This is a genomic window from Candidatus Stygibacter australis, from assembly GCA_030765845.1.
GTDB lineage: Bacteria > Cloacimonadota > Cloacimonadia > Cloacimonadales > TCS61 > Stygibacter > Stygibacter australis.
In genome coordinates this window covers 1-21934 of record JAVCDJ010000042.1, presented here as the reverse complement: position 1 = coordinate 21934, position 21934 = coordinate 1, and the positions used below count along the sequence as shown (strand labels likewise).

Below are 21934 nucleotides of genomic sequence, written 5' to 3'. Positions count from 1 at the left end.
ATAGCAGTTATGCATTTGAGATTGCATGATCTCAACCACGTGTCCGTGGTAAAGCAGAAAATTTTGTCATAAAGGATAAAGACAGGTAAATATGAAAAATAAAGGCAGTATTATATTAATACTAATTATAATATTTAGTTTAAGTGCCCAGCTTCCCACTGATTTTTCAGCAAAAATGATGATCAAGGTATCCATTGTGGGTGCTGTGGGAAACCCGGGAGTATATACTCTGGAAGCGGGTAGCCGATTATCAGAAGCAATTCAATTATCAGAAGAAAGTAATATTGAGATGAATTCACTTTTGGCAAAGCAGAAGCTGCCAGAGCAGGAAAGTGAACTTGAAGTGAAGAAAGAATATTCTTTGCGTCACATTGAACTGCGCAGGAAAGATGAAGTGATCAATATTGATCTGGAGAAATATTTTACTTTGGGAGACCTGATAAATAATCCTCAATTAAAAGATGAAGACCTGATCTATATTCCCGCAGCTACGAAAAATCTGAGTATTACTGGAGCGGTAAATGCTGAAGGAGATTTTGAACTGGCTTCAGGAGACAGAATTTCAGATCTGATCGCGTTGGCACTGGGTTTGAATGAATCTGCAAGGTTAGATAGTGCCAGTCTGGTGCGACTGGATTATCAAACAGGAGATATTACTGAGTTTACTTTTTCTCCAGCAGTGATATTTGCTGATGAAAGCAGCAGAGAAAATATGCTGCTGCAAAGTGGAGACAGGCTCTATATTCGCAGTATGCAGGATTATGAAAGCAAATTCAGTGTAGAAGTAGCAGGTAAGGCCATTCATCCCGGAGAATATGCCATAGAACCTGGCAAAACTGCATTGTATGAGATATTGAAGAAAGCCGGTGGAGCGAACCGCCTGGGTAGTCTTAAATATGCTTATTTACAGCGGATTTCCGAGCGTGACACGACCATAATCTATGATCCGGAATATAAACGGTTGATGGATAGGAGTTTACTGGAACTAAGTAGAATGGAAATAGAATATTTAAAATTTAAGAATCGAGAACTGTCAGGAAAAATCGTAGTAGATTTTACTCAGCAGTGGCAATCAGAAGGCAGTGGGGAGGGAATTTATCTTCAGGATAATGATTATATCTATATACCGGAGTCAATAACAACAGTGGAAGTAAGTGGTGCTGTGCTCTATCCGGGAGCATATAAATGGGAATCCGGAAAGAATTATGAATATTATATTGCTTTGGCTGGAGGTTATACAAATCGGGCGAAGAAAAGTCAAACCCGTTTGATATTGGCAGAATCAGGTGCCTGGCTGAAGAAGGATAAAGAGCAGGCTATAGAGCAGGGAGATAAGATTTTTGTTCCGGAAAAAGATGAAAAAGAATTGTGGGAGATATCTAAAGAAGCTTTGAGCATAATGGCACAACTGGCAACAGTAGTACTTGCCGTTATCAATATATATACAAATTAATCTGATCAGGAGAAAATATGAAGATATTAATAACCGGCGGGTCTGGTTTTATCGGTTCACATTTGGTGGAAAAGCTATTAAAGCGAGGACATGAAGTATCAGTGATTGATAATTTATCAACTGGTAAGTTTTCTAATATTAAACCATTTTTGAAGAATCAGCGGTTTTCATACACGATTGATTCTATCTTGAACCGAAAGGTTTTAAAGAAATTGATCGAAGAAAATGATCAAATATACCATATGGCAGCAGCCGTGGGAGTGAAGTATATCATCGATAATCCGCTTCAGTCATTGAAGGTGAATATCACGGGTACGGACAATGTGCTGGAATTCGCCAATGAATACAAACGGAAATTATTGATTGCTTCCACCTCAGAGATTTATGGAAAGAGTGATCAGATTCCTTTCAAAGAAAATGCTGACCGCTTTTTAGGTTCTACTCATATATCCAGATGGAGTTATTCTTCATCTAAGGCAATAGATGAATTTCTGGCACTGGCATATTTTCGTGAAAAAAGACTGCCGATCGTGATAGTTCGCTGCTTTAATACAGTGGGACCCAGACAGACCGGTCAATATGGGATGGTAATACCCAAGTTCGTGAAAAGCGCACTTCTTAACCACCCGATCACAATATTTGGCGATGGAAAACAAAGTCGCTGTTTCTGCGATGTGGATGATGTTACGGAAGGAATGATAACCTTGATGGATACCAAGGAAGCTGAGGGAGAAATTTATAATATTGGCAATGATGAGAGTATATCAATTGAGGAACTGGCGCACATTATCAAAGAAATGACGCACAGTAAATCCAAGATAGAATACATTAATTATGAAGATGCTTATGAAGAAGGTTTTGAGGATATGAGACGCAGAGTTCCTGACCTTACAAAGATTAAGAATCTGATTGATTATCAGACAAAACATGATCTCAAAAATATATTAACCAGAATTATAGATTATTTTGAAAAATAAACAGGTGTAAAATGAAAGTTCCTCTTTTAGATCTTAATGCACAGTATGATGATATACTGGATGAGATAAAAATAGCTGTTGAAAAGGTTTTTGCCAGTCACAGATATATCCTGGGACCAGAAGTTGCTGAGATTGAAGCTGCTATTGCCCAATATTGTCAGGTTAATAGAGCGATTGGCTGTGCTTCTGGCACAGATGCTCTGGTGCTGGCACTTAAGGCGATTGATATTCAACCTGAAGATGAAGTAATAACTACTCCATTTACCTTTTTTGCCACTGCCGGTTCAATTCATCGGGTTGATGGTAAACCGGTATTTGTAGATATTGATCCCAGAACTTTTAATATTGATCCCGAAAAGATAGAAGCAGCGATCACAGATAAAACCCGGGCAATTATTCCGGTTCATCTATTTGGTCAAACCTGTGAAATGGATAAGATTAAAAAGATAGCAGATAAATATGATTTGAAGATAATTGAAGATACTGCTCAGGCTATTGGAGCAAAATTTCAGGGTAAACCGGCTGGTTATTTTGGTGATATAGCGACCCTGTCATTTTTCCCCAGTAAAAACCTGGGAGCAATGGGAGATGCCGGTATGTGCATTACTGATGATGATGAACTGGCAGAAATAATTACTATGCTGCGTACCCATGGTGAACATCCTAAATATATTCATAAATGGGTGGGATTGAATAGCAGGTTAGATACTTTGCAGGCAGCAGTATTACTGGTGAAATTGCCCTATCTGGAAAAATGGACAAAAGAACGCCAGGAAAATGCGCAATATTATTATGAGAATATGGCTGATATCAAAGGCATTGAGCTGCCATATATTCATCCAGATGCTGAATCTATTTTCAATCAGTATACACTAAAAGCTGAACGTCGGGATGAGCTTATGGAATTTTTGCGTAAGAATGATGTGGGCTGCAATATTTATTATCCCAAATCATTGCATCTGCAGGAGTGCTTTGCTTATCTTAACCATAAGAAAGGTGATTTTCCAGTGAGTGAAGCCGTCACTGAGCAGGTGATTTCTCTACCTATTTATTCTGAGCTGAGCAGAGAGCAGCAGGATTATGTTATCAGCAAGGTCAGAGAATTTTATCACAGGAGTTAAATTATGAACTGTATAGTATGTATAAAGCAGGTACCAGATACTACAGAGATCAGGATTGATCCAGTAACTAATACTTTGATCCGAGAGGGAGTGGAGAGTATTATCAATCCATTTGATCTGTATGCTATTGAAGCAGCAGTGAGAATCAAGGAGAAATTTGGCGGAAAAGTTACTGCTCTCAGTATGGGTCCTCCCCAGGTGGAAAAGGCATTAAGAGATGCTGTGGCATTAGGTGTGGATGAAATCATTCTTCTGAGTGACCGTAAATTTGCCGGTGCTGATAGCTGGGCAACTTCACACACACTTTCTGAGGCAATAAAAAAGATTGGTGACTTCGATCTTATCTTTTTTGGCCAGCAGGCGATTGATGGTGACACGGGACAGGTAGGACCTGGAGTTGCTGCTTTTCTTGATCTGCCTCAGGTATGCTTTGTGAAAGAGATTAAAGAGATTTCAGAAGAAAGCGTTACTCTTCACAGATTAATGGAAGAGGGTTTCGATGTGGTCAAGTCACCTCTGCCAGCAGTGTTTTCGGTTGTAAAAGACCTGAATATTCCCAGATTGCCATCCTTACGGGGAAAACGGCAGGCGAAGAAAGCAGAACTAACTATCTGGAATGCCGATGATCTGGCATTAGATGAAAAGGAAATTGGCTTGAATGGTTCTCCCACTCAGGTAGTGAAGATATTTTCACCCAAACTGGAAAAAGAAGTGGAAAAACTGGAAGGATTAACTGCTGAGGATGCTGCTAATAAAGTATATGACCGATTGAAAGAATTAGGGAAATAAATTGCATGATACACAATATTAATCCTGTGATCTTAGATTTAGGGATGGTACAAATCCGCTGGTACGGTTTCTTTTATCTACTCAGTTTTGTCTTAGGATATATACTGCTGAAAAAGAATTTAAAATATCGAAATATAAATCTTAAGTCAGAAGATTACGAAACATTCATTTTTAATCTCTGCCTGGGTGTGATCATTGGTGGCAGGCTGGGTTATATTTTATTTTATAATCTGGGATTCTATCTGGAAAATCCACTCAAGCTCCTGGCTGTCTGGGAAGGTGGTATGAGCTTCCATGGTGGAGCTTTAGGAGTTATCTTTGTAGGCTGGAGATTTTGCAAAAAGCATGCTGTAAGTTTCTGGCAGGTGGCAGATGCTACTGCTCCCATTGGCACTATAGGGCTTGCTCTAGGCAGGCTGGGAAATTTTATTAATGGTGAATTGTATGGCAAGGTTACTGACCTGCCCTGGGGAATTATCTTTCCTGGAGGTGGTGATCAGCCTCGGCATCCCACCCAGCTATATGAGATGCTTTTTGAAGGGGTAATTCTCATTATTATTACGCAGACTATATTAGTAAAATCCCGTAGAAATGGACTGGTTTTCTGGAGTTGGCTGCTGGGATATGGGATTTTCCGTTTTCTCATTGAATTTATCAGGATTCCTGATGAACAGCTTGGTTATATTTGGGGATTCACAACTATGGGACAAATTTTAAGTACATTTATGATCCTGGCAGGTCTGGCTGGCATTCTATTTCATAAACCGGACAGGAAATGCGTTACAAGTCAATAATACTTCTGGGTATATTAATACTCCTGTTTTGCAGTTGTTCCATATTCAATGTAGATACTAATGCACAGAAACAGAAGCTTTTCTCAGAAATTGAACTTTGGCAGGATTTCAGAATTGATGGTATCATTAAGCTATATATAGCGGAATTTAATCTGATCAAAGATGTAACAATAATCAAAGATTCCACTATGCTTAAGATGACTTTATATGACACTGGGCTTTTTGGATTTTCACCCCAGCCTTTTGCTAGTTTGACAATTGCAGACAGCATCAATATAAATATCCCTTCCATAGAAGACCCTATGCAATTAGCTCAGATAAAAACAATGATCACTGGTTTAACTGTTTTCCAGGACGGTTTTTTTGAAGAGCAGGGGATAAGAGAGAACCTGGTGGAAATCATCAGAACCCGAAAATATGAAACTGCAGATCGGACTCTGAAATTCAACAGAAATATGCAACTGGAAGATATAATATTAAAAGACAGTCAGATTAAATTGAAAATTAAGCGGGAATTCTCTTTGCATCCTGAAGCAATAGAGATATATTATCAAAATAAAATATCAATTATGATAGAAATTGATAAATTTATCAATAATGAATAGGAGTATATTATGATAGAGCGCTATTCAAGACCGGAAATGAGCAGGATATGGGAATTGAAAAATCGTTATCAGTGTATGCTGGATGTGGAACTGGCTGCCTGCCGTGCTATGAATGAGACCGGTATTATCCCCGATGAAGATCTGGAAAATATCCTGGAAAATGCAGATTTTAACGAGGAACGAATTGATGAGATAGAAAAGGTTACCAAGCATGATGTGATCGCTTTCCTCACATGCGTGGCAGAATATGTGGGACCTTCTTCACGCTGGATACATTATGGCATGACCTCTTCTGATGTGCTGGATACTGCCACATCTCTGCAACTGCTTCAAGCTGGCGGCATCATTGAGCGGGACTTAATGAAACTTTCAGAAGAATTGAAATTGAGAGCAGAAGAATATCAAAACACGCTTTGCATTGGCAGATCACATGGTATTCATGCTGAGCCCACCTCTTTCGGTCTTAAATTTGCTCTCTGGTATGATGAAATGCAGCGTAACCTGCGCAGACTGGAAACTGCCATTGAAAGTATTTCAGTGGGACAGATTTCCGGTGCTGTGGGAAATTATGCCCATCTTTCACCTGAAATAGAGCTGCTTACCTGCGAATATCTTGATCTGACACCGGTAAATGTATCCACTCAGGTGATCCAGCGGGATAGAATTGCTGAATTTCTTTACGCTCTGGCAGCCATAGGTTCCACAATTGAAAAAATATCGGTAGAGATCAGGCATTTGCAGCGTACTGAAGTGAGAGAAGTGGAAGAAAATTTCAGCAGTGGACAAAAAGGTTCTTCAGCAATGCCCCATAAAAGAAATCCTATCACAACAGAGCAAATGACTGGTATGTCGCGGTTATTACGTTCCTATGCCCACACAGCTATGGAAAATAATACACTCTGGCATGAACGTGATATCAGCCATTCTTCCGTGGAGCGCATTATTTTACCTGATGCCACTATAATGGTTAATTATATGCTCAATAAAATGATCACGCTTATCGAAAACCTGCTTGTTTATCCTGAAAATATGATGAAGAATCTTAAGCTCACTAATGGACTGGTATTTTCTCAGGTTTTACTCCTGGAACTGGCAAAAACTGGTATTTCACGCGAAGAATCTTATGCTATAGTACAGAAAAATGCCATGCAAAGCTGGAAAACCGGAGAACAATTTATTGATCTGGTAATGGTTGATGAACAGATAAAGGAATATTTGAGCGATAAGGAGATCAAAGATATCTTCAGCTATGGCCGTTATCTGAAAAATGTAGAATTTATCTACAAAAGGGTATTTAAATAATGAACGAAAAACAAAAACAGGTCATTTATGAAATCCGCAAGGAAAAATTGAAAGCACGTATGCCGTTGGTAATATTGATAATAATCTCTTTCCTCATTTATAATTTCTGGATTCCTATGGAAATAATCAAATGGCTGGCAGTTGCCATTCTACTTTTCTATTTGGGAGTGGGATTTTATTATCAAAAGAAACTCAGAAAAGAGCTTGATCAGATTGCTGAAAATGAAAAGGAAGAAACCCAGACTATAGATCAGAATTAGAGATATAACTAACCATGTTCCTGAAAGCTTTGTTTGATCTTATTTTCCCTGAAATCTGCTTTTGTTGCGGAGACAGGATCGAGTATCAGCCAGCAGGAGATTTTGAAGACGAAAGAAAACAAAAATTGTGGGAGATCAATCGCTATTTATGCCCTGCCTGCCTTGAACATCTGGTGGTCCTCTCTGATGATATCTGCCCCAAATGCGGTAACCCAATTCTACCATCTGGCTGTCCTCACTGCACTAAAACAAAATTTCTCTTTAATGCTGCCCGTTCAGTTTTTCTCTTTGATGACCGCACCAGAAGATTGATCCATGGATTAAAATACTACCGTTTCCGCAAAGTTGCTCCCGTTCTGGCTGCCTATGCCAGTCTCTATCTGGAAAATCACTGGCAGTGGCCAAAGCCTGATATCCTAATCCCGGTACCTCTTCATAAAGTGAAATTTCGCGAAAGAGGCTTTAATCAAAGTGCTGAAATCGGACGCTGGCTGGCAAAATTTTCAGGTCTGGAGTATCATGAAGATATCATTACCAGAAATCGTTATACCAGAACACAAACCAGCTTAGGGAGATCTGAACGGCTTAAAAATGTAAAAAATGCCTTCACAATCTCAAATTACCAGTCTCTTAAAAATAAAACCATACTTTTGCTGGATGATGTATTTACTACTGGAGCCACCTGTAACAGCATAGCCCATATATTAAAAAAGCATGGAGTTAGACAAGTCTTTGTCTTGACAATAGCAAGACCATCACAAATCTTTACTTGATTGAAAATAATGTATTAAGGTGGTAGATATTGGAACAAAAATCAAGCGGACTCATACTTGATATCAGCCGCGAAAGGGCTTTAGTACTCATTGATAAAGCTGCTCACTTTATCGCTGAACGCAGGCTGTCCCCCGCTGCTTTGATGACCATTGAATCATTGCGCCCCCTTAATTTCATTGGCAGCCAGATCATGTATATGATCATGCCTTTTGCAGAACTTTTTTTCAATCCCCGCCAATATCAGGAATTTGCTGCCATGATGGAAAATGATGAATATATTAAAATTCTGCTGGAGCGCATTGATGAGGTTGATACGGAAATCTGGCGGGAAGAAAGAAAAATTAAACAGATTAAGAGAAAAGTAAGAAAAGAGAAACAAAAAGAATTTTTCAATAAAATATTTAAGAAATAAACGGAGGAATATATGGCTCAAGAGTTAAGGCGTATTATTGCTACTGATTGCGGTAGTACGACCACAAAAGCAATACTGATTGAGTATATTGACGGAGAATACCGGCAAACTGTACGTGGTGAAGCTCCCACTACTGTGGAGGCACCTCTCAACGATGTTACTAGAGGTGTGATCAATGCAGTAACTGAATTGCAGGAACTTGCCAGATTGAAGTATGATAATCCCAATATACTGCTTACGAATGGAGAAACTTTGATTGTACCCAGGGAAGGTGATAATGGAGCTGATGCTTATGTGTCTACTTCATCAGCCGGTGGGGGACTGCAGATGTTGGTTACAGGAGCAGTCAAGAAAATGTCCGCAGAAAGTGCTGAGCGTGCTGCTTTGGGTGCCGGTGCCATTGTTATGGATACGATCGCTATTGACGACGGGCGAGCTAATTATGAGAAAATTGAGTGTATAAGGCAATTACGGCCCGATATGATTCTCATGGCAGGCGGAATTGATACGGGTACCCTAAAGCATCCTGCTGAAATGGCGGAGTTGGTGGGAGCTGCTGATCCTAAACCGCGTTTGGGTTCCAGTTATAAACTCCCGGTTATCTATGCCGGTAATACTGATGCCAGGGGCATTATACGTGAAATTCTGGAACAAAAGGTGGACCTGATCATTACTGACAATTTACGCCCCACTATGGAACGCGAAAATCTGAGTCCCGCAAGAGATAAGATCCATGACCTTTTTATGGAGCACGTTATGAAACAGGCTCCCGGCTATAACAAATTGATGGAATGGACGATTGGTCCCGTCAATGGGAAACTGGAGAATATCCCGATCATGCCTACTCCCGCTGCTGTGGGAAATATTATGCAAACTATTGCCCGTAACTATAAAATCGAGGTTGTAGGGGTCGATATTGGTGGCGCTACTACTGATGTATTTTCCGTATTCACTGATGAGAACATCTTTAATAGAACCGTTTCTGCCAATCTGGGTCTGAGCTATAGTATCTCAAATGTGCTGGCTACTGCCGGTATCAAAAATATTATGCGCTGGGTTCCTTTTGATATTGATGAATCCGAAGTTCGGAATATGATCAAAAATAAAATGATCCGTCCTACAACTATTCCTCAAAAACTGGAAGAACTTGTTCTGGAACAGGCTATTGCCAAAGAAGCACTTAAATATGCCTTCATCCAGCACAAGGAATTCGCCGTCTCTCTTAAGGGCGCTCAACGTCAGCGTGGTATTGATGAAGCATTCTCACAAAGTACTTCTGGTGAAACTATTGTAAACATGATGTCCCTTGATCTGCTCGTTGGCTCTGGTGGAGTGCTTTCTCATGCTCCCCGCAGGCATCAGGGTGTGATGATGATGATCGATGCTTTCCTGCCGGAAGGGATCACTCGTCTCGCTGTGGATAGTATCTTTATGATGCCTCATCTTGGTGTATTGGCTGAAATATCTGAAAAAGCAGCTACAGAAGTTTTTGAAAAGGATTGTATCGTTTACCTGGGTACCTGCGTGGCACCTGTGGGTAGGGGCAAATATGGAAAAACAGCACTTTCTGCTGAGATCACTCTTCCAGACGGCTCCACATTCAAGGAAGATATCCCATTTGGTGAATTGAGATTATTGAAATGTGGCGTGGGAGAAAAGGCAAAAGCTGTTCTCAAACCATCTCAAGGTCTTGATCTTGGCGAAGGTAAAAATCAGGAAATTACTACTGAATTACATGGTGGCGTTGTGGGTATTGTGCTGGATACCAGAGGAAGAAGACCATTTGATCTTCCAGAAAATACTGAAGAACGCGTTAGATTATTAAAAAAATGGATGCGGGAACTGAATGCTTATCCCGAATCTATCTTAAATTAGGAGGTAAAAAATGGCTCAAGCTTATTCCGCTGGTTTAACTGTTACAGAAAGCATAACCCTGCGTAAAGAACGCATACTTCCTCTTAAAGGACAGGTTCTGGTCAAAAAAGGTGATAAGGTGAAAGCTCAAGACCTGGTGGCTCAAACGCTGCTGCCCGGTAAAGTGATGCCTTTCAACCTGGCAAACCAACTCGGTGTACCTGCTGACCAGGTAAAAAACTACTTGAAAGTTACTGCAGGTGATAATATCACTAAAGGTGATATTATTGCTCAGACAAACGGCTTTATGGGTATGTTTAAAACTACTATCAAATCACCGCTTACGGGTGAAATTGAAAATATTTCTAATCTTACTGGACAGATGCTGCTGCGTGAACCACGTATTCCCGTTCAGGTGAAAGCCTTCATCGATGGCATTATAGTGGAAGTTGTGCCAGAAGAAGGTGTGATCATCGAAAACCGCTCTGCTTACGTGCAGGGTATTTTTGGTATTGGTGGTGAAACCTATGGACAGATCAAAGTACTGGTAAAAAATCCTCAGGATACTATTGATAAAAAAGACTTGGATGAAAGCTGCAAAGGCAAAATTTGCGTCTGTGGTGCCATGGTGGATTATGATACTATCATCAAGGCTCAGGAAGTTGGCGTTAGTGCTCTCATCACGGGTGGTATTGATGATAATGATCTTAAGAAACTCCTCGGTTATAATATTGGTGTTGCTATCACGGGAAATGAGAAGATTGGTCTTTCCATTATCTGTACTGAAGGTTTTGGCAATATTAAAATGGCTGAAAACACCTTCTCTCTTCTTAAGAAATTTGATGGGCATGAAGCCTCCTGCCATGGTATGACCCAGATCAGAGCCGGAGTGATGAGACCAGAGATAATCATTCCTCTGGTATTCTCCGAAAAAGATCTCGTTCTGGAAGAACCAAAATCTTCTACCTTAGAGATTGGCTCTCGTATCCGTATCATCCGCCAACCAAATTTTGGCGAAATCGGTAAGATAACTGCCCTGCCCGAAGAACTCACAAAAGTGGAATCTGAAACCCTTGTCCGCATCCTGGAAGCAGAACTCGATAATGGCAAGAAGATCAGTATTCCGCGCGCCAACGTGGAAGTGATACAGGAATAATTAATTGTTTTTGATCAGGTAATTGAATTTTCACTTTCAATTACTGCAGATAAACCAAAAGGCAGCTTGTATTCAAAAGCTGCCTTTGCTTTTACACTCATTATATTATATGCTATTAACAAACATTTCCCCTGACTCCCTTTCTGCTAATTCACCACTTCCACTTCTTTAACACATTTCTTCCATTTCCCAGAGTAATCTTTCTTGAAGATGTGAAAGTGGAAGAAGTCAATTATTGTAGGAATCAGCTTGGACAGTGTAGTATTAAAATGAGATTCTCCAGCAAAGCACAATTTACTTGACAAGAAGATTAAGAGAGGAAATAAAATATTCGAATAGTATTTTTGGCATACTAATTAGGTGGTTATTATGAATATAGTTTCAATGCACATATTACCAAATGAAAGATTATAAATAGAAAATTACTTTGCTGAGAATTTATGGATGGGTGGTAAACCCTTGCAATCGATGATCTTTGTCACTCAGAATTTTCTAAAGCAAAAATATTTTTTCGCTTTATAAATACTGCTTCTTTCCGGGATTATTTCTGTATTGTCAGGATGGCAATAGACGTGGGGTTGCCTAATGCGAATGTTTAGACATTCGCAATGTGTCGGCGAGTTCCAGATTGTACTGTCTTGGCCATAATTAAAAAATAGTGATTAAAACTCAAGGAGGTGAGTTAGATGGAAGACAAGTTACTAAAAAAGGAAATTGCTGAAACTATTGATTTTTTTGATCATCATGATTTGACTGATGCTAGAAGTATAATCACACAAATAAAAAAATCAAAAGCACTCAGCAATCTAGGTTTGGCAATTGCAATAACCATTATTGGTCCGATTTTATTTATCTATGGTTGTGCAGATGTATTTGGCAATGCCATACTTCCATATGGTATTATATCCCTGATAGGTGGTATAGTTATGATTTTATTGGGAATTGCATTAATTTTATCAAGTTCATCACGAGCGCTAAGAGCATCTGAGTTTTTTTTCGCTAATGATATCGAGAAGCTATGTGAAAAATATTACAAAAATGTTTTTTGCAGTAAGACAACAGATATGACAAGTAAAGATGATCAAATTATTGATGTTTGCCAATATATAGTTCCACATGTACTACAAAAGTATAAAAAAAAGAGATGGCAATATTTGTTAAATGAAAAGAAAAAGGGACAATTTTCCACATCTGTGGAATGTTCAATTTGTCAAAGAAAATCTGATATTGCCAATAGTTTCTATGGCTCTATACCAAATTCCCAAATTTTAAACCGTAAACCTTTGCCCGAAGAGACAAAAAATCTTATTAATAATTTGTATTTTAAATGTGAAATCTGTGGGAGCGTATTCTGTTATACATGCCTTTTATCAAATAGTATTCCTGCTCATAAGCAATATATTTGTCCAGAATGTGGGAATGCCAGAAAGGGTTGGGACGGATTATCTGATAGATGGAATAATTTACGACAAAAATTAGTGAAAGAAGATACCAATTTTACAATTAGTTCAATAAATATTGAAACGTATCCTGGTTATGATAAGCATTTTACTGATTTGAAAATTCATATTAAGGGGTCACCTTTTAATAGCATTACATTTTATAATATTGCTTATAATCTTGAAAATAAGATGTTTTTATTAACTCCAGAGCCTATCGTAGAGTGATTAGGTTAAAGAGCAAAACCTGGTGGCTCAAACGCTGCTGCGTGAACCACGCATTCCCATTCAGGTGAAAGCATTTATCGATGGCATTGTGGTGGAAGAACCAGGGTCATCTACTTAAGAGATCAGCTCTAGTATTCGCATCATCAGCCAGCCTAATTTCAGCGAGATCGGTAAGATCACTGCCCTGCCCGAAGAACTAACTAAAGTGGAATCTGAAACCCTGGTCCGCATCCTCGAAGCTGAACTCGATAATGGCAAGAAAATCAGTATCCCCCGCGCTAATGTGGAAGTGATTCAAGAATAATTATTCTTATAATACCAGGTGATTGAATCTCATTTTTCAATTACCTCTGATAACAAATAAGGCAGCTTTTTAATCAAAAGCTGCCTTCCTTTTATCCTTTATTCGATTTAATAAAATGAACTATTTCAATTTTTATTCCATAAAACACCTGTTTCCAACCCCCATATAGAACAACCATAACCCAGAACAACAAAGCACTATCTCACATAAAAATGTCACTATGTGCTTTGTTGTTCCTCCTCAAATCCATCTGAGAGGTTGAAAGAAATTGAGATGTTGCAGATCTCGCTATTATAAAAGGAGTTATGATAATTTGTATTAATAATTTTGCAGTTATAAAGGGAATTTCCCCTGATTTTACAAGTTTAGGGACAAAATCGTAGAAATCGGCTAATATGAATCATATTTTAATCTTATTTCTGTCTTTACGTTCTTAATATGATATACCCAGCTAAGCTATACGTTAAGATGATGTATTCATCAGATTGACTTTAGAGCGACCTTTTTTGCAACCTCCGCCCTTAAAAAAATCTTAAGTCAATCTACATTCGTATCTTAACTCAATATTTTTTTCACTTCAGCATCAGTATCTTGCCTGCCTGCTCATTGTTACCTGCCTTTATCCTGAACAGGTAAACTCCCGTAGATGCTCTATTGCCATATTCATCAGTACCATCCCAGACAACCTGATTAATTTTGAATGAAGAATTTTGAATTTTGAATGTGCGAAGACGCTGCCCCTTGATATTAAATATTGAAATCTCTGTGTTCCCTGTGCCCTCTGTGGTTGAAAAAGAAATTGTAACTTCCGGATTAAAGGGATTGGGATATGCCACCACATCAGAAATTAGCTCCACTACCAGTAATTCATCTTCATCAGCTTCCACAAACGGATAAGTAGCTTCCAGTGACATATTTACAAAGCTGGTATCTGCCACATTCACTGCCACAAATAAACTGTCATTCTCATAAAAAGGACTGGTCAGATTCAAAGTATATGTCCCTTCCGGCAATCCCATCACAAAGCTGCCGTCTAACCCAGTATATTCCACGCATTCTCCTGCTACTTCTCCCCGGATAATATCCAAAGGGACGCTATCCAGATCAGACACAGTGCATTTCACATACCCGATCGTGAAATATGAACCATACTCCACCGGACCAATATCCACTACTGCCACTCCATCACCATCTCCATCAAAAGGACTATAATTATAATTATAATCCCAATTGCAAAATGTGGTGCCTTCATACCCTGCATCAATACATAAACTGCTGTCTGATAGAGCAAATGTGTGGTTTAAGGTATCAATGATCACTCCCGCCAGAGCAATATCCATATCCTCCAGATTACCCCCGCAATCAGTGATAAAATCAGGTATATTATAAGTCAGGAAATTGTTATAAAAATTTCTATTATATCTATAAAAGTTATTTTCTATGAATCCAGCAACATCATTAAAGATATTATTATAATAATTTGTATCATCACCTTCGTATAAAATTGCACATAATGACCACTTGTCAGTGTAATTATTATATCCATTAAATACGCCACCGTCCAAATGAAATATTATCCCTACATCATCTCCAAATAATATGTTATTAAAATAATTATAATCACCTATTGTTATATCACCACTAATAGAAGATTCATACATAAAATTATTATAAATATTCTGAGTTCCCGCTGAATCGAAATTGCACATTATTGTCATGCCGCTGTTTTCTGATGTATTATTATAAAACCGGCTGTCTGGCATCATATACATATCGATATTAAGATCACTGAAGTGGTTATCGGATACTTCCTCACAATCCGTTAACTCCAGTTCCATTGCGTATCCGCAATTTACTCTATGAATATAGTTTTTCCTGAATACGCCCTTGTCTGTCCAGGAACTGCCCACATCATTTAATGATGAGGATGTTAAATTGATTACTTCATTGCCGTAAAAATCATGATTGTTGGAAATCCTAAAACCAAATTGTTGGGTGATGTTACTAAAAGTGCAATTAATTATATCATTAGTTCCACTAAGTAAATCAATTCCGGCACTATTAAAATCACATGAAAATATCTGAGTAATATTTGAAGCATTCTCTATGCATAGTCTTATTGCTAAATCTTCATCATAGCCATGGAATAAAATCCTGTCATTGGTATCTAGAAAACTACAATTGTAAATATTGGTTGGATAATATAATTCGTTTTCATATTCAAATATTCTTATTCCTCTATAATTATCTTGCAAATAACAATATTGAATTGATATACCAGGTTGTGAATTTATTCCATAAGATGATACTCCAATATTATCATTAACATAGGCTGTGTATTTAATTTCACAGTGCTTGAATTTACTGTTTTCTGGATTTTCACTTAATATTCTAATTCCACCCCAGCGATAATCAGGATAATCCGGATTTCTCGTAAAAAATATACTATCAGCTTCTGTTCCGATAGCTAATATTTTACCATAAATTGTTATTACTTTAGCTTCAGCTTCTCCACTATTGTCCGCTACAAAATTATAGTAATCATCAGTGTATGCGGCTGTAACAGATATTTCAGTTCCGGGTAAAATGGTCAAAGTTGCATCTTCATTCACTATGAGATTATGTGTCACATACCATGGATTTCCATCTGGTCCTATTATTGTATCTTCATCTAAAATACCATAAATTTCTGTGGCTTCTATGCATGATATTCTTATAATTAATAATGCAACAATAAATAAATATCTCATATTTACTCCATAATTTAGTGAGACGCAAGAAAATATCTCACGTCTCACTTATCTCTTAATTCTATTTCAGGTATAGCATCTTAGCAGATTTCTTTTCCTTACCTGCTTTAACTCGATATAAGTATACTCCTGAAGCTACTTGTCTGCCACTTCTATTCTGACCAGTCCAGATTACTTCCTGCTTGCCTTTATCAATATCTAACAATTCCTGCTCCCAGACCTTCTGACCTTTGATGTTATAGATAGACACAGTTACATTTTCTGCAGGACTGCTTAATTCAAAGCTAATCTTGGTCTCAGGATTGAAGGGATTAGGATATGCCAGCACATTTGATATAACATCTACTTCCGACAATTCATCTTCATAAGAACCAACAAAAGGATAAGTAGCTTCCAGGGACATGTTCACATAGCTGGTATCTGCCACATTCACTGCCACAAATATACTGTCCTGCTGATAAAAGGGACTGTCCAATATAAGATTATATGTCCCTCCCGGTAATGCCATCACAAAACTGCCATCAAGTCCTGTATATTCAACGCATTCTCCTGCTACTTCTCCCCGGATAATATCCAAAGGGACGCCTTGTAAATCAGACACAGTGCATTTCACATACCCGATCGTGAAATATGAGCCATACTCCACCGGACCTATATCTACTACCGCTATCCCATCACCGTCACCATCAAATGGACTATAATTATAACTGTAATCCCAATTGCAAAATGTGGTATCTTCATACCCCGCATCAATACATAAACTGCTGTCTGATAGAGCAAATGTGTGGTTTAAGGTATCAATGAGCACTCCCGCCAGGGCAATATCCATATCCTCCAGATTACCCCCGCAATCAGTGATAAAATCAGGCATATTATAGGTTAGGAAATTATTATAAAAATATCTATTATATCTATATGAATTATTTTCTATGAAACCAGCAACATCATTAAAGATATTATTATAATAATTTGTATCTTCACCTTCTTCTAACATTGCACATAATGACCATTTATCTGTGTAATTATTATATCCATTAAATACGCCACTGTCCAAATGAAATATTATCCCTACATCATCTCCAAATAATATGTTATTGAAATAATTATAATCACCTATTGTTATATCACCACTAATAGAAGATTCATACATAAAATTATTATAAATATTCTGAGTTCCCGCTGAATCGTAATTGCAGTAAATAGTCATACCGCTGTTTTCTGATGTATTATTATAAAACCGGCTGTCTGGTTTTACATCAAAATCCAGATCAGTAAAAAAGTTGAATTTATTGGCAGATATGTCTTTATATTCATCAATACCCGATAAATGTATGTGTTCCAGATGGTTTTTTCTGAACACTCCTGCCGTTAAAGTATCACAACGTATTGAATTAAATGATGATGTACAGTTCTCAAGATAATTTCCATAAAAATTCTGATTATTATAAAGACCGATATTTCTGATATGATTGAATGTATTAAAGACAAAATCATTTCTGCCACTTATTGAACTAAAAGTGCAATCATGAAAACTGCACCTCGCAACAATTGAAGAAATATTATAATCGTTATCTGTTATCTGAATGTCTGTATCAGAATCATTCCCATAGTAAATTATTTTATCTCCAGAATTAAAGAAGCTGCAATTATATATTAATGATGGATATTCTGCAATATCGTGACTATATATTCTTATACTTCGATAATTGTCTTTGAATCTGCAATCCGTTATATCAATTCCAATATTAGAGGATATACCGGCAGATGGGTAACTTGCACCATCACTGTAAAAAGCCGTATATTCTACTATACAATGCCGGTAATGTGATACTTCGGGATTTTGACTATTCATGCGTATACCGCCCCATCTATAATTTCGTGTATTCGGGTAACGGGTGAATAATATACTGTCTGACTCAGTTCCTACTGCTGTTATTGAACCATATATGGTAATAACCTTTGCATCCGCCTCTCCTCCGCCTGTCTCTGCAAAATTCCAGAAATCATCAGAGTTAACTGCTGTTATATAAATCTCCGTTCCAGGAAGTATAATCAAGGCAGCATCTTCATTTACAGTAAGATTGTGAGTCACATACCAGGGATTACCTTCCGGTCCTATTGTTGTATCTTCGTCTATCACGCCATATATCTCTGTTGCCTGCAAAATAACAATACTCGATACTAATAATAGAAGAACAAGAATATTTTTCATATATACCTCGATATTTAAGTGAGACGCAAGAAATATCTTCTCACGTCTCACTTCTGACTCAATGCTATTTCAATAATAACATCTTACTCGCCCGTTTACATCCGTCAGCTTTGATTCGGTAAAGATAAACACCTGATGCTACCTGCCTGCCACTTCGGTTTACTCCTGTCCATACCACTTCTTGTTTCCCCCTTTCCAGATCATACTCAGTATATTCCCACACCTTTTGTCCTTTGATATTATATACTGTTACTGTGACTCTCTCTGATGGTTCTCTCAACTGAAAACATATCTTCGTATCAGGATTGAAGGGATTGGGGTAATTGAACACTCTAGATATTACAGGAATCACTTCTTCATTGCCTGTTTCTTCATCAGTACAATGCAGCAGGTAATCACAATAGTCCTCCAGGGTTGATGTCTGAATTAAGCATTCAATATTACTATTTCTTTCGCCTTCCTGCGTGAACTTCAAATATGCATACCCCTGCATGATGGCAGCCTGAAGCGAATCGTCATAGGATGGTTCGTTTTCAAGTATCTCCTGATAAGATTCTATTGCTTCTGAATAGTCATGATCTGCCAGATATGAATCAGCATAAAGCAATTTCATTTGCCAGTACATCAGTGTGTCGGCTGTTGTATATGGCAGAGAAGTATCTGAGAATTGCCTGTAACCTGCCATGTTCCCTGAAGTTCTTCTTTCTGCAAAATATAAGTAAGGTAAAGCAGAATGTGACCTGTTTATATAGGGATTCTCACTGATATATTCACTTAATTCGGCTACAGCAGTGTTATACTCTCCATTATTATAGGCAGCTATGCCTGCATTATAAGATGAATTTCTTGATTCGGTAAATACATAGAGTGTATCTGATGGATAGAATCTCAGCGAATCTGTACTGTCTGGTATTGTATTTCCAAATACGTTCATCAGACTGTCTGCATATTCAGCAGCAAGTATATATCTGTCAAAATCCGAGTAATACTTCCAGATACTTAAGGGAATAACTGAAGGAGGGATCACGTAACTGTCATCTTCTATTATGTTTCCTCCATTTTCCAGTTGTCTCATATTTTCTGCTGAAGCGTAGATCTCTATGCTGCCATTATTGTTTATATCATTGTCATTAAAATTGTATCTTCTGATCACTGATGATATTGCTACTACTCCATGTCCTTCATTTACACTTATCGTGTTGTTATTTATACCGAAATCACCCAGATAGCAGTAAATTCCATTAGTTTCATTATTAGATATTGTATTATAGGTAATTATCGAAACAGTATCATCCATAGTACTCATATATAACGGTTTCTCGTTGTACTGGAAATTATTCCCATCATGATCATCGCCTACCTGGCAAAGGGTCTTATTGGCAAATATACCATAATCATTATCATAAAAATTGCACCCTTTGACGGTAGTTTCAGATTCTTCTCCTATTGCCATTATACCAATGCTGTTTCCCCCGGAAGCTGTTTGACCATCTAATTTACCAAAATCACTGCTGTTCACTTGCAAATAATTCAGGTTTTCTGGACCAGAACCGCTTTCAATCAAAATACCATTATAGTTATCATAAAATGTGCATTCCGTTATAGTGGCATTCACATTATTGGATGTCTCTACTACTGCACCATTGATCTCTTTTCTATAGGTAATATATAAACTGCGGTAATTATCTTCAAAGCTGCAATTAGCAAAATTCACTTCTATGGAATCAAGTGAACAAATAGAAAAAGACTTAAGGTTTGTAAAATTGCAATTGGAAAACTCAAAATGGTCGCCATCAAAAGCACCTTCGATTTTTATAATTTTACATTTCCCAATCATATCATCCTCTATTTCAGCATTATTACTTTACCGGCATGTTTATATCCACCAACTCTTATCTGATATAAATACACTCCCGTTGAAACCTGATTCCCTCTTTCATCAGTGCCATCCCAGACAACTTTGTTTATTTTACATTTTACATTTTCAATTTTAAATTTACGGAGTCTCTGCCCTTTTATATTGTATATACTTACCTCTAAGTTCTCTGTGCCTCCGCCTGCCGTACCGTAGCCTTGGCGAAGGACGGTGGTAGAAAAAGAAATAGTAATCTCAGGATTAAAAGGATTTGGATATGCCACCACATTTGATATTAATTCAGCTTCCGGTAATTCATCAACACTATCTTCTACAAACGGATAAGTGGCTTCCAGTGACATGTTTACAAAACTGGTGTCTGCGGCATTAACTGCCACAAATAAACTTTCATTCTCATAAAAAGGACTGGTCAGATTCAAAGTATATGTCCCTTCCGGCAATGCCATCACGAAGCTGCCATCCAGTCCTGTATATTCCACGCATTCTCCTGCTACTTCTCCCCGGATAATATCCAAAGGAACGCCTTCCGGATCAGACACTGTGCATTTCACATACCCGATCGTGAAATATGAACCATACTCCACCGGACCAATATCAACTACTGCCACTCCATCATCGTCACCATCAAAAGGACTATAATTATAATTATAATCCCAATTGCAAAATGTGGTGCCTTCATACCCCGCATCAATACATAAACTGCTGTCTGATAGCACAAAACTGTGGTTCAAGGTATCAATGATCACTCCCGCCAGAGCAATATCCATATCCTCCAGATTACCCCCGCAATCAGTGACTAAATAAGGTATATTATAAGTCAGGAAATTATTATTAAATTTGTAACTTGGTTCTCTTTCAAAATGCTCTTCTACATAATTTTCCCTATCATTGTAGATATTATTATAATGTTGTATATCTACTTCATCAAAATAAGAAGAAACTGCAATTATCCATTTATCAACATAATTATTGAAGCAGTTACACTCAGTTTCAGGTTCGTCAAGCCATCCACCAAAAGTACAGTCTGTTCCACAGGCTATATTATTAAAGAAATTACAATTCCCATTACCTTCATAAAAAATACTCGATTCATACATAAAATTATTATAAATATTCTGAGTTCCCGCTGTATCGTAATTGCACATTATTGTCATGCCGCTGTTTTCTGAGGTGTTATTATAAAACCGGCTGTCTGGCTTTACATCAAAATCCAGATCAGTAAAAAAGTTGAATTTATTGTCAGATATGTCTTTATATTCATCAATACCCGATAAATGTATGTGTTCCAGATGGTTTTTTCTGAACACTCCTGCTGTTAAAGTATCACACCGGATTGAATTAAATGATGAGGTGCAATTTTCAAGATAATTACCATAAAAATTCTGATTATTATAAAGCCCTATTCCTCTGATATGATTGAAAGTATTAAATATGAAATCATTTCTGCCATTAATATAACTAAAAGTACAATCATTAAAGCTGCACCGCGCTATTATTGTAGATATATTAAAATCGTTATCTGTTATCTGAATGTCTGTATCAGAATCATTCCCATAGTAAATTATTTTATCTCCAGAATTAAAGAAGCTGCAATTATATATTAATGATGGATATTCTGCAATATCATG

General features: G+C 37.7%; 17 protein-coding genes. 13 read left to right on the top strand and 4 right to left on the bottom strand.

Annotated features, from left to right (window positions below):
* Positions 1–91 precede the first annotated feature (91 nt).
* The 13 genes from RAO94_02750 to RAO94_02690 all read left to right on the top strand — a co-directional run bounded on the left by RAO94_02750 (position 92) and on the right by RAO94_02690 (position 13164).
* The gene (locus tag RAO94_02750; GenBank protein MDP8321252.1) at positions 92–1453 is read left to right on the top strand and encodes an SLBB domain-containing protein; all 1362 of its coding nucleotides are present in this window, start codon (positions 92–94) and stop codon (positions 1451–1453) included.
* Between the two features lie 17 nt (positions 1454–1470).
* Positions 1471–2430 carry a GDP-mannose 4,6-dehydratase gene (locus RAO94_02745; protein MDP8321251.1) on the top strand — a complete coding sequence of 320 codons (960 nt, stop codon included), beginning with the start codon at positions 1471–1473 and terminating at the stop codon, positions 2428–2430.
* A gap of 11 nt (positions 2431–2441) precedes the next feature.
* Positions 2442–3551 carry a DegT/DnrJ/EryC1/StrS family aminotransferase gene (locus tag RAO94_02740; protein MDP8321250.1) on the top strand — a complete coding sequence of 370 codons (1110 nt, stop codon included), beginning with the start codon at positions 2442–2444 and terminating at the stop codon, positions 3549–3551.
* A gap of 3 nt (positions 3552–3554) precedes the next feature.
* Positions 3555–4340: an electron transfer flavoprotein subunit beta/FixA family protein gene (locus RAO94_02735; protein MDP8321249.1), complete on the top strand. Its 786-nt coding sequence runs from the start codon at positions 3555–3557 to the stop codon at positions 4338–4340.
* A gap of 5 nt (positions 4341–4345) precedes the next feature.
* Positions 4346–5134 (top strand): prolipoprotein diacylglyceryl transferase, encoded by a 789-nt coding sequence (gene lgt / locus RAO94_02730; GenBank protein MDP8321248.1) that lies wholly within the window; start codon positions 4346–4348, stop codon positions 5132–5134.
* Positions 5116–5739: a hypothetical protein gene (locus RAO94_02725; protein MDP8321247.1), complete on the top strand. Its 624-nt coding sequence runs from the start codon at positions 5116–5118 to the stop codon at positions 5737–5739. Before lgt ends, RAO94_02725 begins: the two co-directional genes overlap by 19 nt.
* A 9-nt stretch (positions 5740–5748) precedes the next feature.
* Positions 5749–7041, top strand: coding sequence for an adenylosuccinate lyase (gene purB / locus RAO94_02720; protein MDP8321246.1), 1293 nt, complete (start codon positions 5749–5751; stop codon positions 7039–7041).
* Positions 7041–7301: a hypothetical protein gene (locus RAO94_02715; GenBank protein ID MDP8321245.1), complete on the top strand. Its 261-nt coding sequence runs from the start codon at positions 7041–7043 to the stop codon at positions 7299–7301. The genes purB and RAO94_02715 overlap by 1 nt, the downstream gene beginning before the upstream one ends.
* Before the next feature lie 14 nt (positions 7302–7315).
* On the top strand, positions 7316–8074 hold the full coding sequence (locus RAO94_02710; protein MDP8321244.1) for a ComF family protein: 759 nt from the start codon (positions 7316–7318) through the stop codon (positions 8072–8074).
* 29 nt (positions 8075–8103) lie between these two features.
* Complete coding sequence (locus RAO94_02705) at positions 8104–8487, top strand: hypothetical protein (GenBank protein MDP8321243.1); 384 nt, start codon at positions 8104–8106, stop codon at positions 8485–8487.
* A 12-nt stretch (positions 8488–8499) separates the two neighbouring features.
* Positions 8500–10362 (top strand): glutamate mutase L, encoded by a 1863-nt coding sequence (locus RAO94_02700; protein MDP8321242.1) that lies wholly within the window; start codon positions 8500–8502, stop codon positions 10360–10362.
* 10 nt (positions 10363–10372) lie between these two features.
* Positions 10373–11497 carry a hypothetical protein gene (locus RAO94_02695; protein MDP8321241.1) on the top strand — a complete coding sequence of 375 codons (1125 nt, stop codon included), beginning with the start codon at positions 10373–10375 and terminating at the stop codon, positions 11495–11497.
* A 686-nt stretch (positions 11498–12183) separates the two neighbouring features.
* Positions 12184–13164 (top strand): hypothetical protein, encoded by a 981-nt coding sequence (locus tag RAO94_02690; protein MDP8321240.1) that lies wholly within the window; start codon positions 12184–12186, stop codon positions 13162–13164.
* 876 nt (positions 13165–14040) lie between these two features.
* On the opposite strand, the gene RAO94_02685 is transcribed toward RAO94_02690, so the two are convergent.
* The 4 genes from RAO94_02685 to RAO94_02670 all read right to left on the bottom strand — a co-directional run.
* Positions 14041–16218, bottom strand: coding sequence for a T9SS type A sorting domain-containing protein (locus RAO94_02685; GenBank protein MDP8321239.1), 2178 nt, complete (start codon positions 16216–16218; stop codon positions 14041–14043).
* Positions 16219–16279: 61 nt separating this feature from the next.
* On the bottom strand, positions 16280–18430 hold the full coding sequence (locus RAO94_02680) for a FlgD immunoglobulin-like domain containing protein (GenBank protein ID MDP8321238.1): 2151 nt from the start codon (positions 18428–18430) through the stop codon (positions 16280–16282).
* Between the two features lie 64 nt (positions 18431–18494).
* Positions 18495–20267 (bottom strand): FlgD immunoglobulin-like domain containing protein, encoded by a 1773-nt coding sequence (locus tag RAO94_02675; GenBank protein MDP8321237.1) that lies wholly within the window; start codon positions 20265–20267, stop codon positions 18495–18497.
* 8 nt (positions 20268–20275) lie between these two features.
* Positions 20276–21934, bottom strand: a 1659-nt coding sequence (locus tag RAO94_02670) for a T9SS type A sorting domain-containing protein (protein ID MDP8321236.1), incomplete at its 5' end; no start/stop codon positions are given.

What these genes read in the sequence shown, in the direction of transcription:
- RAO94_02750 (MDP8321252.1), top strand. Translation starts at nt 92, where the DNA reads ATGAAAAATAAAGGCAGTATTATATTAATACTAATTATAATATTTAGT.
- RAO94_02680 (MDP8321238.1), bottom strand. Translation starts at nt 18,430, where the DNA reads ATGAAAAATATTCTTGTTCTTCTATTATTAGTATCGAGTATTGTTATT.
- RAO94_02735 (MDP8321249.1), top strand. Translation starts at nt 3,555, where the DNA reads ATGAACTGTATAGTATGTATAAAGCAGGTACCAGATACTACAGAGATC.
- RAO94_02725 (MDP8321247.1), top strand. Translation starts at nt 5,116, where the DNA reads ATGCGTTACAAGTCAATAATACTTCTGGGTATATTAATACTCCTGTTT.
- RAO94_02745 (MDP8321251.1), top strand. Translation starts at nt 1,471, where the DNA reads ATGAAGATATTAATAACCGGCGGGTCTGGTTTTATCGGTTCACATTTG.
- purB (MDP8321246.1), top strand. Translation starts at nt 5,749, where the DNA reads ATGATAGAGCGCTATTCAAGACCGGAAATGAGCAGGATATGGGAATTG.
- RAO94_02710 (MDP8321244.1), top strand. Translation starts at nt 7,316, where the DNA reads ATGTTCCTGAAAGCTTTGTTTGATCTTATTTTCCCTGAAATCTGCTTT.
- RAO94_02685 (MDP8321239.1), bottom strand. Translation starts at nt 16,218, where the DNA reads ATGAGATATTTATTTATTGTTGCATTATTAATTATAAGAATATCATGC.
- lgt (MDP8321248.1), top strand. Translation starts at nt 4,346, where the DNA reads ATGATACACAATATTAATCCTGTGATCTTAGATTTAGGGATGGTACAA.
- RAO94_02740 (MDP8321250.1), top strand. Translation starts at nt 2,442, where the DNA reads ATGAAAGTTCCTCTTTTAGATCTTAATGCACAGTATGATGATATACTG.
- RAO94_02675 (MDP8321237.1), bottom strand. Translation starts at nt 20,267, where the DNA reads ATGATTGGGAAATGTAAAATTATAAAAATCGAAGGTGCTTTTGATGGC.
- RAO94_02690 (MDP8321240.1), top strand. Translation starts at nt 12,184, where the DNA reads ATGGAAGACAAGTTACTAAAAAAGGAAATTGCTGAAACTATTGATTTT.
- RAO94_02700 (MDP8321242.1), top strand. Translation starts at nt 8,500, where the DNA reads ATGGCTCAAGAGTTAAGGCGTATTATTGCTACTGATTGCGGTAGTACG.
- RAO94_02695 (MDP8321241.1), top strand. Translation starts at nt 10,373, where the DNA reads ATGGCTCAAGCTTATTCCGCTGGTTTAACTGTTACAGAAAGCATAACC.
- RAO94_02715 (MDP8321245.1), top strand. Translation starts at nt 7,041, where the DNA reads ATGAACGAAAAACAAAAACAGGTCATTTATGAAATCCGCAAGGAAAAA.